The 15,953-nt window shown below is 60.9% G+C and carries 16 protein-coding genes; 8 read left to right on the top strand and 8 right to left on the bottom strand.

Annotated features, from left to right (window positions below):
• Window positions 1-23 precede the first annotated feature (23 nt).
• Window positions 24-797 (bottom strand): SDR family oxidoreductase, encoded by a 774-nt coding sequence (locus FAA97_RS18645; RefSeq protein WP_136600078.1) that lies wholly within the window; start codon window positions 795-797, stop codon window positions 24-26.
• Window positions 798-845: 48 nt separating this feature from the next.
• Window positions 846-1,712, bottom strand: a complete 867-nt coding sequence (locus FAA97_RS18640) for a MurR/RpiR family transcriptional regulator (RefSeq protein ID WP_136600077.1) — start codon at window positions 1,710-1,712, stop codon at window positions 846-848.
• A gap of 263 nt (window positions 1,713-1,975) precedes the next feature.
• Here FAA97_RS18640 and FAA97_RS18635 point away from each other — a divergent pair, with 263 nt between their 5' ends.
• Entirely contained in the window at window positions 1,976-2,467 is a 492-nt protein-coding gene (locus FAA97_RS18635; RefSeq protein ID WP_136600076.1) for a hypothetical protein, read from the top strand.
• Between the two features lie 72 nt (window positions 2,468-2,539).
• Complete coding sequence (locus FAA97_RS18630) at window positions 2,540-3,631, top strand: D-TA family PLP-dependent enzyme (protein WP_136600075.1); 1,092 nt, start codon at window positions 2,540-2,542, stop codon at window positions 3,629-3,631.
• Window positions 3,632-3,662: 31 nt separating this feature from the next.
• Here FAA97_RS18630 and FAA97_RS18625 read toward each other — a convergent pair whose 3' ends face one another.
• The 6 genes from FAA97_RS18625 to FAA97_RS18600 all read right to left on the bottom strand — a co-directional run bounded on the left by FAA97_RS18625 (window position 3,663) and on the right by FAA97_RS18600 (window position 10,113).
• Window positions 3,663-4,454, bottom strand: coding sequence for a hypothetical protein (locus tag FAA97_RS18625; RefSeq protein WP_136600074.1), 792 nt, complete (start codon window positions 4,452-4,454; stop codon window positions 3,663-3,665).
• Window positions 4,455-4,663: 209 nt separating this feature from the next.
• Window positions 4,664-5,794, bottom strand: coding sequence for an ABC transporter ATP-binding protein (locus tag FAA97_RS18620; RefSeq protein WP_136600073.1), 1,131 nt, complete (start codon window positions 5,792-5,794; stop codon window positions 4,664-4,666).
• Window positions 5,795-5,892: 98 nt separating this feature from the next.
• Window positions 5,893-7,113 (bottom strand): ABC transporter substrate-binding protein, encoded by a 1,221-nt coding sequence (locus FAA97_RS18615; RefSeq protein ID WP_136600072.1) that lies wholly within the window; start codon window positions 7,111-7,113, stop codon window positions 5,893-5,895.
• Window positions 7,114-7,175: 62 nt separating this feature from the next.
• Window positions 7,176-8,036 (bottom strand): carbohydrate ABC transporter permease, encoded by an 861-nt coding sequence (locus FAA97_RS18610; RefSeq protein WP_136600071.1) that lies wholly within the window; start codon window positions 8,034-8,036, stop codon window positions 7,176-7,178.
• Window positions 8,033-8,917 carry a carbohydrate ABC transporter permease gene (locus FAA97_RS18605; RefSeq protein WP_136600070.1) on the bottom strand — a complete coding sequence of 295 codons (885 nt, stop codon included), beginning with the start codon at window positions 8,915-8,917 and terminating at the stop codon, window positions 8,033-8,035. The genes FAA97_RS18610 and FAA97_RS18605 overlap by 4 nt, the downstream gene beginning before the upstream one ends.
• Window positions 8,918-8,928: 11 nt before the next feature.
• Entirely contained in the window at window positions 8,929-10,113 is a 1,185-nt protein-coding gene (locus tag FAA97_RS18600) for a Gfo/Idh/MocA family protein (protein ID WP_136600069.1), read from the bottom strand.
• A gap of 450 nt (window positions 10,114-10,563) precedes the next feature.
• Between FAA97_RS18600 and FAA97_RS18595 the strand changes: the two genes are divergently transcribed.
• The 6 genes from FAA97_RS18595 (at window position 10,564) to FAA97_RS18570 (ending at window position 15,828) form a co-directional block, all read left to right on the top strand.
• Window positions 10,564-11,331 carry a GntR family transcriptional regulator gene (locus tag FAA97_RS18595; RefSeq protein ID WP_136600068.1) on the top strand — a complete coding sequence of 256 codons (768 nt, stop codon included), beginning with the start codon at window positions 10,564-10,566 and terminating at the stop codon, window positions 11,329-11,331.
• 10 nt (window positions 11,332-11,341) lie between these two features.
• Window positions 11,342-12,364, top strand: coding sequence for an SIS domain-containing protein (locus FAA97_RS18590; protein ID WP_136600067.1), 1,023 nt, complete (start codon window positions 11,342-11,344; stop codon window positions 12,362-12,364).
• Window positions 12,361-13,545, top strand: a complete 1,185-nt coding sequence (gene nagA, locus FAA97_RS18585; protein WP_136600066.1) for an N-acetylglucosamine-6-phosphate deacetylase — start codon at window positions 12,361-12,363, stop codon at window positions 13,543-13,545. The genes FAA97_RS18590 and nagA overlap by 4 nt, the downstream gene beginning before the upstream one ends.
• Window positions 13,542-14,462: an ROK family protein gene (locus FAA97_RS18580; RefSeq protein ID WP_136600065.1), complete on the top strand. Its 921-nt coding sequence runs from the start codon at window positions 13,542-13,544 to the stop codon at window positions 14,460-14,462. The genes nagA and FAA97_RS18580 overlap by 4 nt, the downstream gene beginning before the upstream one ends.
• A gap of 4 nt (window positions 14,463-14,466) precedes the next feature.
• A complete protein-coding gene (locus FAA97_RS18575) occupies window positions 14,467-14,952 on the top strand; it encodes a GNAT family N-acetyltransferase (RefSeq protein ID WP_136600064.1) in 486 nt (161 codons plus the stop codon).
• Window positions 14,953-15,102: 150 nt separating this feature from the next.
• On the top strand, window positions 15,103-15,828 hold the full coding sequence (locus tag FAA97_RS18570) for a ParA family protein (protein ID WP_136600063.1): 726 nt from the start codon (window positions 15,103-15,105) through the stop codon (window positions 15,826-15,828).
• Window positions 15,829-15,953: the final 125 nt, after the last annotated feature.

Genomic DNA, 15,953 nt, shown 5'->3' with positions numbered 1-15,953 from the left:
GTGATGCTCCCGGCTTTGGAAAATCAATAATTGTCGGATTGCGAAAAAGTGCGGGCAAGCTCGGCCTGACCGGCCGTCAGGCCGCAATCGACCGGCAGGCAGACGCCGGTGATGGCAGCGGCCTGCTCGCTTGCAAGAAAGAAGACCGCATTGGCCACGTCTTCCGCCGTGGCGATGCGCTGCAGCGCATACCAGCGCTTGGCCTCTTCGAAGACTTGCGGATTGGCGCGGGCGCGCGCCTCCCAGGCCTGCGTACGCACGGTGCCTGGGGCCACAGCATTGGCGCGGATCCCGTGCTTGCCGTATTCGACCGCAATCAGCCGTGTCAGATGGATCAAGCCCGCCTTTGCAGCGCTGTAGGCCGGATGACCGAAGACGGCGAGGCCGTTGACGGAGGCAATGTTGACCACCGCGCCACGACTTTCCTTCAGGGCGTTTTCGAAGGCGCGGAAGCAGAGATAAGGCGCCTCCAGATTGAGCGCGGTGTCCTGACGCCAGATGTCGCCATCGGTATCACCGAGCGACACTGCCCGTGCAGCGCCGGCATTGTTGACGAGCGTATGGACGGTACCATGACGGGCAATTGTCACAGCCGCCTCGCTCAGATCCGCTTCGCGCGTGACGTCGCAGACATAGGCGTCGAACGTGCCGCTATCACCGAGTGCGACCATCGCCGCGTCGAGCGCCTGCGGGTCGAGATCCAGCAGCGCGACACGGTCGTGGCTCTCTGCAAGGCGCTTGGCAATGGCCCGCCCGATATCGCCTGCGGCCCCGGTGACGACGGCGATCCTGCTCATGGGAGCCGAGCCTTGCAAGGACGCGGGAACGGGATCGGGCGCATTGGACTAGTCTCCCAGAAGCTGACGGTCGTCGCTGCCATCGCGGTGCTCGACCAGTTGCTGCTTGATATGGCGCAGGGTCACCTGCGATTGCTTGCGGTTGCGATAGGCGACGAGGCTCGCGATGACATCGACAACCGCAAGATAGGCAAAGCGCGTCGAGGTCGGCCGAAAGATGTTTTCCCCCTCCGGCAGATCGATGCCGACCACCAGTTCCGACGCTTGTGCCACCGGGCTGTCGGCGCGGGTCAGGGCAATCGTGGTGATGCCGTTGTCGCGGGCGAGCTTGAAACACTTGACCAGCTCGGCATTGCGGCCCGAAAAGGACGATCCGATCAGCACGTCGTTGGAGCGGGCCGCTGCCGTCAGCATCAGCTGCATGTTGTTGTCGGCCGATGCCGTGACGCGTGATCCCAAGCGAAAAAGCCGGTTCTGGATTTCGCCTGCGATCATCGAGGAGTTGCCGCCGGAACCGAAGGCATAGACCATTTCGGCGCGGGCAAGCCTGTCCGCCACCTTGTCCAGCATGGCCGGATCAAGCGCCCGGTGCACCATGTACATGGCGTTCTGCGCCTTGGTGATCACGTCCGTCGCGACATCGGCGGGTTCGGTGCTTTGCGCCTCCGGATTGAGGTAACGCACGCCGACATAGGCCGTGCGGGCAAGGTTGACCTTGAAGTCGGCAAAGCTCTGATAGCCCAGCCGGCGGCAGAAACGGGTGACGGTGGGCGGCGAGACCTCGGCGCGCTCGGCAAGCTCGATGATCGAGGCATTGACCGCGAAATCAAAGGCATTGAGCAGGATTTCGCTGATGCGCTGCTCGGAGGCCGAGAATTGGGCTGCCTCATCCTGAATGCGCGCGAAAATATCCATATCGACCCCTCTCAACTATTCCGAGGGCCGGGAAACTAGGCGCTCGACTGCAAGGATGCAATCGGCGATATCAGCCGCCTTGGCAGACCGGCAGGCCATGCGTGCAGGCACAGGCAGACGGATTCCTCCCGTCGCCTCGCGGTTGATCGACATCAGTTCCCCATATGCAAATTATTTTCTTCGATCGTTGACAAGCCACCACAAAAAACTGAATTTGACCAGAGTAATTCGTCAGGAATGAAAAGAATTTAGGGAAGCAGTGTATGCGCGATCCGTTCATCAATCCATTTCCCGCGACCGACTCTGCCCGGCACAGCATCTGGGAGATGCTGGTGCCGCGCGACATCGATGCCTTTCTCGCCGCAGACTGGGGCATGGTGGCCGGTGATTTCGTCGAGGACGGATTTATCGGCATCAGCGGCAACCGCAGCCCCGATCCCGACCGATGGACCCTCACCTTTCCGAACCTCGCCGCTTACCGCGACGAATGGCTGAAACAGGCCCGTGATTTCCAGTCGCAGAGTTATGGTGAGGATCCCCGGACAGCCATCTTCACCACGACGACGCTTGAAGAAATCGAGGTACAGGGCGAGACGGCGCTGGTGCGCAAGAAATTCGACGGCGGCATCCGCAAGGCGGACGGAACGCTTGATGTGATGCGTTGGCAGACGCTCTATTACTGCCGCCTGCACGACGGACGATGGAAGATTTCCGGCTTCACCGGTTATCTGCCCAACCCGATGGGCAAGGACTGAGCCGATTGGAAAGCGGCGCCCCGCGCCGTCTCAACACCCGAAGACAAAAGCATAAGGCCTGAGACATATCCGATGATGGACCTCCCCCGCCCGAAAGCAGGACAGCCGATCCTGGACCTGTCGACGCCTCTGCCGCTGATCGATGAGGATGTGCTTTCTGCCAATATCGCTCGCGTCCAGGCCTATATGGATGCACATGGCCTGAAATTCCGCCCGCATATCAAGACCCACAAGATCCCGGCGATTGCGAAGGCCCAGGTGGAAGCCGGAGCCAAAGGCATCAACTGCCAGAAGATCACCGAAGCAGAAGTCTTTGCCGATGCCGGCTTTGATGATCTGCTGATTACCTTCAACATCCTAGGACTGGAAAAGCTTGAACGCTTGAAGGCCTTGAACGACAGGATCGGCGGCCTGAAGGTCGTCGCCGACAGCCGGACCACCGTCGACGGACTGTCGCAAGGCTTTGCCGCCGGGAGACCGCTGACCGTGCTCGTGGAATGTGACACAGGCGGCGGACGGTGTGGCGTGCGGGGACCGGAAGCAGCAGTCGAACTTGCCGAGGCGATCGTTTCGGCACCGGGGCTGACATTTGGCGGTCTCCTCACCTATCCCAAGCCGGACAGCGAGGCGCAGGTCGAAGCCTTCTTCAGCGCCACGCTCTCGGCCCTTGAAGCGCGGGGCATCGCCTGCCCTATCGTCTCGAATGGCGGATCACCAAGCCTCTTTTCGGCCCATAAGGTGCCGTCTGCGACCGAGCATCGTTCGGGCACCTATGTCTATAACGACCGTTCCATGGTGCGTGCAGGCCATTGCGGCTTCGAGGATTGCGCCATGCACATTCTCGCCACCGTCGTCTCTCGCCCGACCGAAGACCGTGCCATCCTCGACGCCGGCTCGAAGGCGCTGACATCAGACCTTCTCGGCTTTGCCGATTTCGGCCTGATCCTCGACTATCCGGAGGCTGTCATTACGGGGCTTTCGGAAGAACATGGCACGGTCGACCTGTCGAAGGTGACCGGACGCAAACCTGAGATCGGCGAAAAGGTCCGGATCATCCCCAACCACACCTGCGTAGTCTCGAACCTCTTTGACAGCATGACCTTCCAACGCAATGGCATCGTCACGCGGGTCGAGGAGGTCAAGGCACGCGGATTGGTTTGGTAGGCCTGCCACCGCTCGCCATCGCCATTAATCGCTATTTCGCCGAAGGCTTCAAAACTTGGTTGAGTGCCGCTGCGAGTTCTTGCGCGACACACGCAAGTGACGGCAGCGTCGTAATGCCCGATCTTGAACGCCTTTTCTCTTCTGCATCCGACACGCCCTTGTGAGAGCAGAGGCGCACGTAGTCCACGAGAACAAGTCGAACACCGTGATCGGGTAAAAGTGTCTGATCAAAAGAATTGCTCTTCAAAGGCAATCCATCGACAGCATCAAAGCCGGCCAAGACACAGTCGATTCCCGATCTTGAATGCTCACGGTGATAACCGAGATCGACAAGGACGTAGCCGCCACCGGCCCAACCGAAATTTTGGAAATTTGCGGCATGGCAACCAAGGTCGGACTGAGGCAAAGCGAGCATGTCCTCCTTGATGAATTGCGGCAGCGGAAGGTCTCTCAGTTGCGCTTCCCGTGCTTCCTGATCGGCCGTGAAGAAATTATCGACGGCGACGATTGCTATATCCTCCCTACCCCAGGCCTGCCGATAACGCCCTGGTCTTTCATGGACAAGACTGTCCGCGATTTCGCGTTTAAATGTCGTACTCGCGTAAATCTTGGTGGTCGGTTGACCATCTGGATAGAGGAAAATCTGAGTATCCGGCCCAATGGCCTGCACGTAATCGAGGGCTTGCTGAAGTTGCGCTGCCGCGTAGTCGTCGCCCGGCTTATACGGGCTGCTCGTGAGGAAGATCACCAGGAAAAACACGATAAAAATCAGCAGCACATAGCCTTGGCGAGCCAGCTCATCCCTCTTGGATACTCTAAACACCGATCCCAATCCATCTGAACACTTGAAAGCGCAAGTCCCTCAAAACCGTGAGGGAGCCGCCTAAGAATAGTTGCAATCCTTGCGAGCCTGTACACTCATATCGCGCAACTGACCAGCGCCGGATTTGCCAGCAATGCGCAATGACTCCACGCAAAAAAGATCCGCCCGGAGGCGGATCAGTTCAGCCGTCAGTGGCTGGGAGGATTGGTTCAGCTCGCCGCTGTGACCGAGGCCGGCAGGTCGAGCGAGTGCCAGTCGATTAAGCGCTCCAGCGCCTCGCCCTTGGCATCAAAAAGATGGCAATCGGCTGCCATGATGGCCGTGCTCATGGCTTCGCCGACGCGGACCGGCGCAGAGCCCGGCAGGAGGGAGCAATAGGCCGCGTCATTCGGCAAGGTGGCATAGGCGATCGTATTGATGCCAAGCCGCTCGATGACATTGGGTGTGGCGAGCACATTGAGATCGCCCTCGCCCAGACGCGTATGCTCTGGCCGGATACCAAGGGTCAGGACGTGACCGACAAGCCCCTCGCGCGGTTTGACCGGGATGATCGTCGTCTGACCCTCGTAATTGATCCGGACACCGGTCGGATCGACTCCCACGCAGGTCACGGGCAGGAAGTTCATCTTGGGATTGCCAATGAAGCTCGCGACAAAGGTATTCTGCGGCTTGTGGTAGAGCTCAAGCGGCGCGCCGACCTGGGCGATGTCGCCGGCATTCAGCACGACGATACGGTCGGCCATCGTCATCGCCTCGATCTGGTCATGCGTGACGTAGATCATGGTGGCGGCGAGATCGCGGTGGAGATTGGTAAGCTCGATGCGCATATCGGCGCGAAGGGCTGCGTCCAGGTTGGACAAGGGCTCGTCGAACAGGAAGATCTTTGGCTCGCGAACGATGGCCCGCCCGATTGCCACGCGCTGACGCTGACCGCCGGAAAGCTGGCCCGGGCGCTGCTCAAGGCGTTGATCAAGCTGCAGGATTTTGGCAACGGCGCCGACCTTCTCGCGGATCTGCTCTTCCGGCAGCTTCTCGACGCGCAAGGGAAAGGCTATGTTTTCGAAAACCGACATGTGGGGATAGAGCGCGTAAGACTGGAACACCATGGCAATGCCGCGCTCGACCGGAGGCTTGTCGTTCACACGCTCTCCGTCGATCAGGATGTCACCGTCTGTGGTGTCGTCCAGGCCCGCGATCATGCGCAAAAGGGTGGACTTGCCACAGCCCGACGGTCCGACGAAGACGACGAATTCGCCGTCCCTGACCTCAAGGCTGACGCCCTTGATCACCTCGAAATGTCCGTAGGACTTGCGCACCTTGTTGAGAAATAGCTGACCCACGCGCTCACGTCTCCAATACCGATCCGTGGACCGGTCAATCTACTGTCTTTGGTGGTGACCGCGGGCCGGTGGACCGGCCCGCGGATTGCAACTGACGCTTACTTGTACTGCTCGAGATCGGCAGCGGCCTTCTTCAGCGCGTCGGCCGGTTCAGCCTTGCCGGTGACGACGGACTGGACCATCTCGATCATCACGTTCTGGAAGCCCTTGTAGTCGGTGAACAGCGGCTCAGGCCCACCATAGGCGATGCCGTCGATGAACGGCTTCCAGAAGGGCTCGTTGGCGACGAACTGGTCGACGACGGCGCCCGGACGCAGCGGGGTGAGGCCGGCGCCGCCCTGCAGTTCGTACTCATGCTGGATATCGGTCGAGGTGATGTACTTGGCGAATTCGATCGCCTTTTCTTCAACGCCCGAGCCGGAGAAGATCGCCAGGCTGTCGGTGATCAGCAGCGTGCCCTCGCCCTTCGCAGACGGGCCCTTCGGCAGCGGCGCGACACCCCATTCGACCTTGGTGTCCTTCAGGCGGTAAGCAGCACCGGAACCGGCCTGGATCATGCCGACCTTACCATCGAGGAAGATGGCGCGGATTTCGTTCTGCTCGTAAGCAGTCGCACCTTCGACAGAGTAAGGGGTGATGTCCTTGTAGGCCTGAAGCGCTGCCAGCACTTCCGGGCTGTCGATGACGATCTTGTCGCCGTCGATGACCTTGCCGTTGTTGGTGTAAACCCAGTGCATGAACTGGTGCATGGTGTTGTCAAAGGTCTTGGCCGGCAGGCCGTAACCGGCGATACCCGTCTTTTCCTTGATCTGCTTGGCAAAAGCGATCTCTTCTTCCCAGGTCTTCGGCGGGGTTTCCGGATCGAGACCGGCTTCCTTGAACAGCGCCTTGTTCCAGTAGAGCGCCTTGGTCGAAAACGCGACTGGAACGCCCCACTGGGTGCCGTCGAAGGTCACGGTATCGACGATGTTGGGATAGTAGGAGGCCTTTTCCTCGTCGGTCATCGGAACCTGGACGATCAGCTCGTTCTGCGCGAATTCCTTCAGCGTGCGCGAGCCGACATAGGCCATGGCAACGGGGGTACCGGCAACGGCGAGCGTGGTCGCCTTGTCCTGGCACTGCTCCCAGCCGACGACTTCGGCCTTGACCTTCCAGCCCTCGTTCTTGCCTTCCCATTCCTTGATGTATTTCTCGTGGATCGGGTCGATCTTGTCGCCGCAATAGATCCAGCTGATTTCCTGGTCGGCGGCCAGGGTGGTCAGTGCCGAACTCGCCAGCAGGACAAAAGAGCCTGCCAGCATGGTAAGAGACTTGGTCATCGATAATTCCCCTTTGTTGACTGGTTGAAACGTCCGGTTCGCCCGAATTCTGTTGGCAACACTCATTTGATGGCGCCGGCGGTAAGCCCGCTGACGAGGTAGCGTTGCAGGAAGAAGATCACGATCATGGCCGGCGCGATGCCGACAAAGCTTGCCGCCATCAACTCGTTCCAGATCACTTCCTGGCGGCCGAAATAGGCAAACAGCCCTATCGGCAGCGGCATGTATTCGGTCTTGGAGTTGAAGGTGAGCGCGAAGATGAACTGCTGGGCATAGGCGCCGATGAAGGTGGTGATGGCGACAACGGCAATGCCTGGGGTCGCCAACGGCAGGATGACCCGGCGGAAGGTATAGAAATAGCCGGCACCGTCGACATAAGCCGCCTCTTCCAGTTCCCGCGGGATGCGCGCCATGTAGGTGCGCAGCAGCCAGATGGCGGAGGGAATGAGGAAGGCCACCCCCGGAACGATCATGGCGAAATAGGTGTTGAGCACGCCCATCGACCGCATCAGCCGGAAAAGCGGGATGAGCAGTACGGCGCCTGAGAACATGTTCACGGCAAGGAAGGCGCCGAGCAGCTGGCCCCGTCCCTTGAACTCGAAACGGGCAAAGGCATAGGCCGCCGGAACGATCAGGATCAGCACCACGACGGTGGCGATGGTCGAGATCAGGAACGAGTTGAAGATGTAGCGGGCAAAGCCTGGAACGCTGACCCACATCGTCCTGTAGGCCTCGAAGGAACCGTTTTCCGGCCAGAAGCGGTAGGGCGACGAGAAGAGCTGGCTGAGCGGCTTGAGGGAGACCAGGAAGCCCTCGACGAAGGGAGCCAGCACGAAGGTGAGGAAAAGCGCAATGCCTGCATAGATCCCGATGAGTTCATACCAGCGATAGCGGTTGATCAGGGCTGTCTTGTCGTAGCTCATCGGGCAGGCTCCTGCGAAAGACGGCTCGTCACACGGAAATAGGCGACGCAGAAGATCGACAGGAAGATGCAGATCAGCACGGCGCGAGCAGCACCCTCTCCGTACTTCTTCGAGCCGATGGCGGTGTGATAGGTGTCGATGATCATCGTCGTGGTCTCGCCGCTCGGGCCGCCTCGCGTCAGGATCCAGATAATGTCGAAGGAGTTGAACGTGGCGATCAGCGACAGCATCGACATGGTGATCATGGCGGGCAGGATCAGCGGCAGCGTGATGCGGCGGAAGCGGTAGAAACGCCCGGCTCCGTCGGTCCATGCGGCCTCGTAGAGATCCTGCGGAATCGCCTGCATGGCGGCCAGCATATAGAGCGTCACCATCGGCACGCCGATCCAGACATCGGTGAAGATCGTCGCCCAAAAGGCGGTCGAGCCATAGGCGAGGAAGGCGACCGGACCATCGACCACGCCAGCGCGCTGCAGGACGCCGGAGATCATGCCGAACTGGCCGTTATACATCCAGCCCCACATGAAGATGCCGATGGCCATTGGCACGATCCATGGCGGCATGGTCAGGATGCGAAACAGCGTGCGCCCTGGAACGGCCGTGTTCAGCATGGCCGCGCCGAAGGTGCCGATGATCATCTTGATCGAGACCGAAAAGAAGGTCCAGACGAAGGTCCGCACGATGACCGTGGCGAAGGTATCGTTGAAGATCTTCTCGTAGTTCACCCAACCGACCCAATTGGTCGTCTTCTTTAACGAAGCGTCGGTGAAGGACAGGATGAAGGTATCGACCAGCGGATAGGCGACGATGACGGCGATGTAGAGGATCGCCGGCGCAACGAGCAGCCAGGCGAAGGTGACGGCACTGCTGCGGGCTTGCATGGCGATCCCTCCTAAGCCGACCGGACGCGGGCAGACGAATCTGCCGGGCCATGGAGGCAATCGTCGAACTTTTCCCAGACCGGCTTCAGATCGACGACCTTGCGTGTCAGCCGCGCCTCGTCCATCGTCAGCGCCAGGATGCCGGCCTCGAGCGCATTGATCGCGGAAACCGGCTGCTTGGCGCCCGTCTTGACGAAGGCGATCACATCCTCTGCCATCTGCTCGTCGGCACCATAGTGATGAGAGGTCGCCGATGGCGTCTGGTACGTGTTCGCCACGACCTTCTCGTTGGTCCGCGCATTGTGCACATCCATGAAGCCGCGGACGAAATCGCCCTCCGCCATGCCCTTGGAGCCGATGACGCAGAACCGCCGAAACTCGTCCGGGACGTTGAGGTTGGTGTGGAAGGTCATCGACACGCCATTCTCGTATTCGACGATGGCGGTCTGGTAATCGATGATATCGCCGTCGCTATCGAAGACCTTGTCGGAGCCCTGCCAGCCGCTCGGCTTGCGGTGATAGACCTCAAGATCGTTGATGCCGTCATGCTCGGGCGAATTTTCCGGCGTGAAGCTTTTCCGGCCGCCGAAGCTTGCGACGAAGCGCGGCCGCGCGCCGACCACGCCATTGTAGAGGTCGAGATCGTGGCAGCACTTCTCCAGCATGAAACCGCCGGCATAATGACCATAGCGGCGCCAGTCACGCATGAAGAAGGCGCCGTGATAGGGCTGGATGTGTTCCGAGGCCTCGATGGAAACAATATTGCCGAGCAGCCCTTCGTCCTGCGCCTTGCGCAGGTCGCGGTAGAGTGGCGAATAGCGCAGCACCAGACCGACCAGCAGCTGGTCGTGGCCGTATTTGTTCAGAAGGGTAGCCAGCGCGTAGCTTTCCTCGACCGTGGTGACGATCGGCTTTTCGGTGAAGACCGTCAGCCCCGCTTCCAGGCCCAGACGAATATGGTCGAGATGCATGTGGTTCGGCGAACCGATCATCAGGAGATCGAAGGTCTCGCCTGCAAGCAGAGCCTCCGGCGTCTCGTAGACCCGGCCGGGAGAGATGCCGTTTTCCTGAAGCGTCGCCATGCCGGCGGGAGCCGGATCGACATACCCGACGATCTCAAAGCTTGGATCGATCTCCCTGAACACACGCCCGAGATAACCCAGGCGGAATCCGAGTCCGATAACGGCCACCTTCATTCTGCATTCCCCTGCATTCGTAATTTTTTTTCTCAGACTGCGTCAAAACACCGACATCGTCAACATAGAGCGTCACTGATCGCAAGCTCATGAAAAATGTTTTCAACGCAGTCTGATATTTTATGGTTGCCACCGACCTGTCCCTCGCAGACGTTTCCTCTCGTCTCCGATGATGCTGAGCGGACGATGCCTGCACCCATTCGTTAATGGACGATACCAAATACAGTCCAATCGTAAAGCCAAAATTTTCCCTTTGTGACAAAACAGCGTCAAAGCCATGGTTTCATGAGGGAATTTCTTCACAATATGTGAATTTTTCCCGGAAATCGAAAACCGTTTGCAAATAGGTCTTTCGTTGGTATTGTTTTGGACGTGTAAATTTGGGATGAGCAGGTTCGGGACGGCGGCCAGCAGACGCCCTCCCCCTCGTGATCGGGAGCCATAACGGTAATGAGCCAAGCCCTTCCGCTTGCCCAACTTCAATCCGCCTCCGGCGGACCGCTCTATGTAAAGCTGCGGATGATGATCGAGGATGCCGTGGCGACAGGTCGGCTGAAGCATGGCGATGCCCTGCCCGCCGAGCGCGACATCGCCGAAGCCGCCAATATCAGCCGCGTGACCGTGCGCAAGGCCATCGACGAACTGGTCAACGAGGGGCTGCTGGTGCGCCGCCGTGGTTCCGGCACTTTCGTCGTCAAGCCCGTTGCCCGCATGCAGCAGCCGCTCAGCCAGCTGACCTCTTTTACCGAGGACATGCGCCGGCGCGGCATGACTGCCGGCTCCCGATGGATCGGCCGTGGCCTGTTCTACCCGAATGCCGAGGAAACCATGATGCTCGGCCTCAACGGCGGCGCCCGCGTTGCCCGGATCGACCGGCTGCGCACCGCTGACGATATGCCGATTGCGCTCGAGCGCACCAGTCTGCCTGAGGACCTGTTGCCCGACCCGGAGGCCATCGAGGATTCGCTCTATCTCTGCCTGCTCAAGGCCGGGATCCGCCCCGTGCGCGCTAATCAGCGCATATCGGCCGTTCTTCTCAAGGACGACGAAACCAAACTGCTCGGCGTGCCGCCGGGATCCGCGGCCCTTTCGGTCCAGCGGATCGCCTATCTCGAAAGCGGTCGCGTGATGGAAATGTCGCGCGCGCTCTACCGCAGCGACGCCTATGACCTCGTGGCCGAACTTTCCGTCGGCTCTCCGATGAAGCCTGAAACCTGAAAGCCCTGCCATGACCACCAAAATGCGCGAGGAGATCGACGAGATTCCGGCCGCCGCGGCCCGTCTGCTCGAAACCCAGTCCGCCGTGATCCGAGACTGCGCGGATGCCCTGAAGGCGGCGTCCCCGAACACCGTCGTCACGATTGCCCGCGGCTCTTCCGATCACGCGGCCCATTTTCTGAAATATGCAATCGAACTGCAGCTCGGCTTGCCTGTCGCCTCGCTCGGCCCGTCACTCGCCTCGATCTATGAGGCGCCACTGAAGCTTGGTCATGCCGCGGCGTTTGCCGTATCGCAATCCGGCGCCAGCCCTGACATCGTCGCCATGGCCCGCGGTGCTCGAACCGGTGGCGCCACCACGATCAGCCTCGTCAACACCATCGGCTCACCGCTGGCCGAAGCAGCCGATTTTGCCATCGACATCAAGGCAGGACCCGAGATCGCGGTTGCGGCAACCAAATCCTTTGTGAACTCGATTGTCGCCGGGTTGGCGATCATTGCCGAATGGGGCGACGACAAAAAGCTCCAGGCCGCAGTCGCGAGCCTGCCGGAGCACCTCGATCAGGCGCTGTCGCTCGACTGGTCGACCCTTCTGGAACCGCTCCGGCCTGCCGAATCCCTCTACATGCTGGGCCGCGGTCCATCGCTGGCCATTGCCGCCGAAGCAGCCTTGAAATGCAAGGAGACCTGCGAGTTGCACGCCGAGGCCTATTCGTCCGCTGAGGTGCTCCATGGTCCGGTATCGATCGTCGGACGCAATTTTCCGGTTGTCGCCTTTACCGCCCGCGATCGCGCCGAGGCCTCCGTTGCCCAGACGATTGCCGGGTTGGCCTCGGGCAATGCCGCCTGCTTCATCACCTCGGATCAGGCGACGGGTGGGGAAAAGCTGCCCTTTATCGCCACCGGTCACCCGATCACCGATGCGCTTGCCCTCATCGTTCCCTATTATGGGTTCATCGAGTCCCTGTCGCGCGCCCGCGGCTTCAATCCGGACAAGCCCGTTGCGCTGAAAAAGGTCACCGAGACACAATGAACCCCCGCTTTGCCCTGGCCGCAACCCGCGTCTTCGATGGTCACATCACGCATGAGAATGCGGCCGTGCTCGTCGAGGCGGGCAGGATCATTGAGGTCCTTCCGAGGTCAGCGCTGCCGACGGACATGGAGGTGCATGAGGCGGGTGACGCACTGATTGCCCCGGGCTATGTCGACCTGCAGGTCAATGGCGGCGGCGGCGTGCTTTTCAACAATGACCCCAGCGTGCACGGCATCGAAACGATCTGCCGTGCGCATGCGCGCTTCGGCACCACGGCGCTGATGGTCACCCTGATCACCGATACGCCGGACCTGAAGAAAACGGCAATCGAGGCCGGAGCCCGTGCGTCCGAGGCCGCCCTTCCCGGTTATCTCGGTTTGCACCTTGAGGGACCGCATCTGTCGCTGGCGCGCAAGGGCACGCATGACCCCGCCCTGATCCGGGAGATGACCGAGCAGGACCTCGCCTTTCTTGAGGCCGAGGCGGGACGCTTCGGCCGGCAGATGATCACCATCGCACCGGAAAGCGTCTCGGCCGGGCAGGTAGCAAGGCTCGTCGCCGCCGGCTATCACGTCAGCCTTGGACACACCGACACGCCCTGCGCCGCGGTCGCAGCCTATGTCGAAGCCGGCGCTAGCATGGTTACCCATCTGTTCAACGCCATGAGCCAACTTGGCAATCGCGAGCCGGGACTGGTCGGCGCTGCCCTTGCCTCCCCCGCGCTGCATTGCGGACTGATCGCCGACGGCTTTCACGTCGACCCGGTGACGATGCGGATCGCGCTCGCCGCCAAACGCGGGCCTGCCCGTATCTTTCTTGTCACCGACGCGATGTCGACGATCGGCACCGAAGCGACCGGTTTCAATCTCAACGGCCGTTCGGTCTATCGCAGCGGCGGCCGGTTGACGCTAGCCGACGGCACGCTGGCAGGCGCCGATATCGACATGCATTCCTGCGTCCGGTTCGTGCATGACGAGCTGGATCTGCCGCTTGAGGAGAGCCTTCGCATGGCCTCGCTCTACGCCGCCGATGCCATCGGCGCCACCACCAAGGGGCAGCTTACCGCAGGATCTGACGCGGATTTCGTCGTCATCGCACCGGACCTGTCGCTGTGCTCCACCTGGATTGCCGGCGAATGCGTGCATCAGGCGGACCAGCAGATCGGCAGGATGAGCGCATGATCGTCTGTTTCGACATTGGCGGCACCGCCATCAAGGGTGCTGTGGCCTTCAGCGCCGAGGACATCAGGCCCTTTCCACGCAAGCCGACGCCCATTCATGATTTCGACGCCTTTGTTGCGACGCTTGCCGAAGTGATTGCGGCCGCAGACGGCACGCCCGACTGCGTCGCCATCTCCATTGCCGGCGTCATCGACCCCGACACTGCGAAGGCGGTCGTCGCCAACATCCCCTGCATTCATGGACGTCGGCTGCAGGCGGAACTGGAAGCAGCCCTTGGACTTCGCGTCATCATCGCCAATGATGCGGATTGCTTCGTGCTCGCGGAGGACGGCATCGGTGCCGGTCGCGGACATCGCGTCGTCTTCGGCGTCATCCTCGGCACCGGCGTCGGCGGCGGCCTCGTCATCGACGGCAGGCTGATCAACAGCGCCGGCGGCTTTGCCGGCGAATGGGGCCATGGCCCGATCCAGCCGCAGGAGGCCGGCACGCCGCCGGTCCGTGTGCCGCGATTTGCCTGCGGCTGCGGCCAGACCGGCTGCATCGATGCGATCGGCAGCGCGCGCGGCCTGGAAAAGCTGCATTTCGAACTGCATCGGGAAACCCTGACCAGCGAGGCGATCATCACTGCCTGGCAGGCAGGCGAGACGAGTGCTGCCCGCACGATCAACGTCTATCTCGACATCGTCGCCGATCCGCTGGCACTCGTGGTCAACGTGACCGGCACGACGATCGTGCCCGTCGGCGGCGGCCTGTCAAACGTCCCAGAATTGCTGAGCGAGATTGATCGCGCCGTGCGTCGGCGGATCCTGCGCAAGTTCGACCGGCCGCTCGTCGTGCCCGCCGAATGCCGTGTCGAGCCGGGCCTGATCGGCGCGGCTGTCCTCGGCCTCACGACCGCCAACGGCTCGGGGGACTGACCCAATGGCAAGCGACATGCTCGTCAAGCTCTACACGCTCAAGCCCGATCCGGCCCTGGATCGGCGGATGGCGGAGCAAGGCATCATCATCCGCAAGGCGATGGTGCCAGAGCTTGAGGTGATCGTCGACTGGATCCGGCAACGTTTCGGCAGCGGCTGGGCGTCGGAGGCACAGACGGCCATCCTGCGGCAGCCGGTCAGCTGCTTCATCGCGCATCGCGGCGAAGACATGCTCGGTTTTGCCTGCCACGAGGCGACGATGAAGGGCTTTTTCGGCCCAACCGGCGTCGATGAGACTGCGCGTGGCAAAGGCGTCGGCATGGCGCTGCTTCTGCACACGCTGCTCGACATGCGCGCCCAGGGATATGCCTATGCAATCATCGGTGGCGCAGGCCCCGTCGCCTTCTATCAGAGAAGCGTCGGCGCTATCGAGATCGAGGGATCGTCGCCGGGCGTCTACACACACATGCTCCCATTGCAAAAAAGCTGAATTTGCGCTGTATTCGATCACAGAGACTGCGACGAGACCAGCGAAGCGTTCAGAAAACTAATTTAAAGTTAACCATATTTGTTAATTCTATTTGGGCACGATGACAGTGCCGCCGGAGCGAGATGAACTCGATTGCTGAGGGGGTTCATTATGACTGTCATCACATTTGCCAATACCAAAGGCGGCGCCGGTAAGACGACGGCTGCGGTCCTTTTCACCAGCGAACTTCTGCACCGCGGCTATCGGGTCTGCATCCTCGATGCCGATCCGCAGCGCTGGCTGGCGCGTTGGGTGGAGCAGATGGGTGGCCTTCCGGGTCTCAGCGTCGATTCCTACATCACGGCCGCCACCCTGCAACGCACAGTCGCCGAAAAGCGCAAGATGTTCGAATATGTGGTGGTCGACATGCCGGGCATCCAGTCCTCTCTGCTCGCCTCGGCTGTCGGTTTCTCCAACCATGTCATCGTACCGATCCAAGGCTCCCAGATGGATGCGCAGGGCGGCGCGCAGGTGCTCGACCTGATCCGCTATCTCGATCGCAGCGCCGGCATCTCCGTGCCGCACTCCGTGCTCCTGTCGCGCGTCAACCCCTGCGTCACCACACGCTCCATGCAGGTGGTGAAGAAACTGCTCGCCGATCAATCGATCCGTGTCCTGAATACGCCGATTGTGGAGCGCTCCGCCTATCGCGAAATGTTCGATTTCCACTGCCTTTTGCGCCGTCTCGATCCGCAGAAGGTGAGCAACCTCGACAAGGCGATTGAGAACGCCTCTCGCTACGCCGAAGAGATCATGGCGCTGGCGCCCGCCAGCCAGAGACTTGAGCCCGCACTGATGCAGAGCCGCCGCATGCCTGGACTTGAAATCGCGGCTTGACCTTTAGAAATCCCCTGGGGTGCGCAAGGCGCGCGGCAACGCGCGCCTTTGTCGTTCGCAAAGCAATCTTGGGGAACATTGAAGGTCGTCAAAAAGCAAAACCGCGGCAGAGCGAACTGCCGCGG

Origin of the sequence: Peteryoungia ipomoeae (assembly GCF_004912165.1) — a bacterium.
Taxonomy (GTDB): domain Bacteria; phylum Pseudomonadota; class Alphaproteobacteria; order Rhizobiales; family Rhizobiaceae; genus Allorhizobium; species Allorhizobium ipomoeae.
The sequence above is the reverse complement of the archived record's forward strand: the minus strand, read 5'-3'. Positions and strand labels throughout refer to the sequence as shown.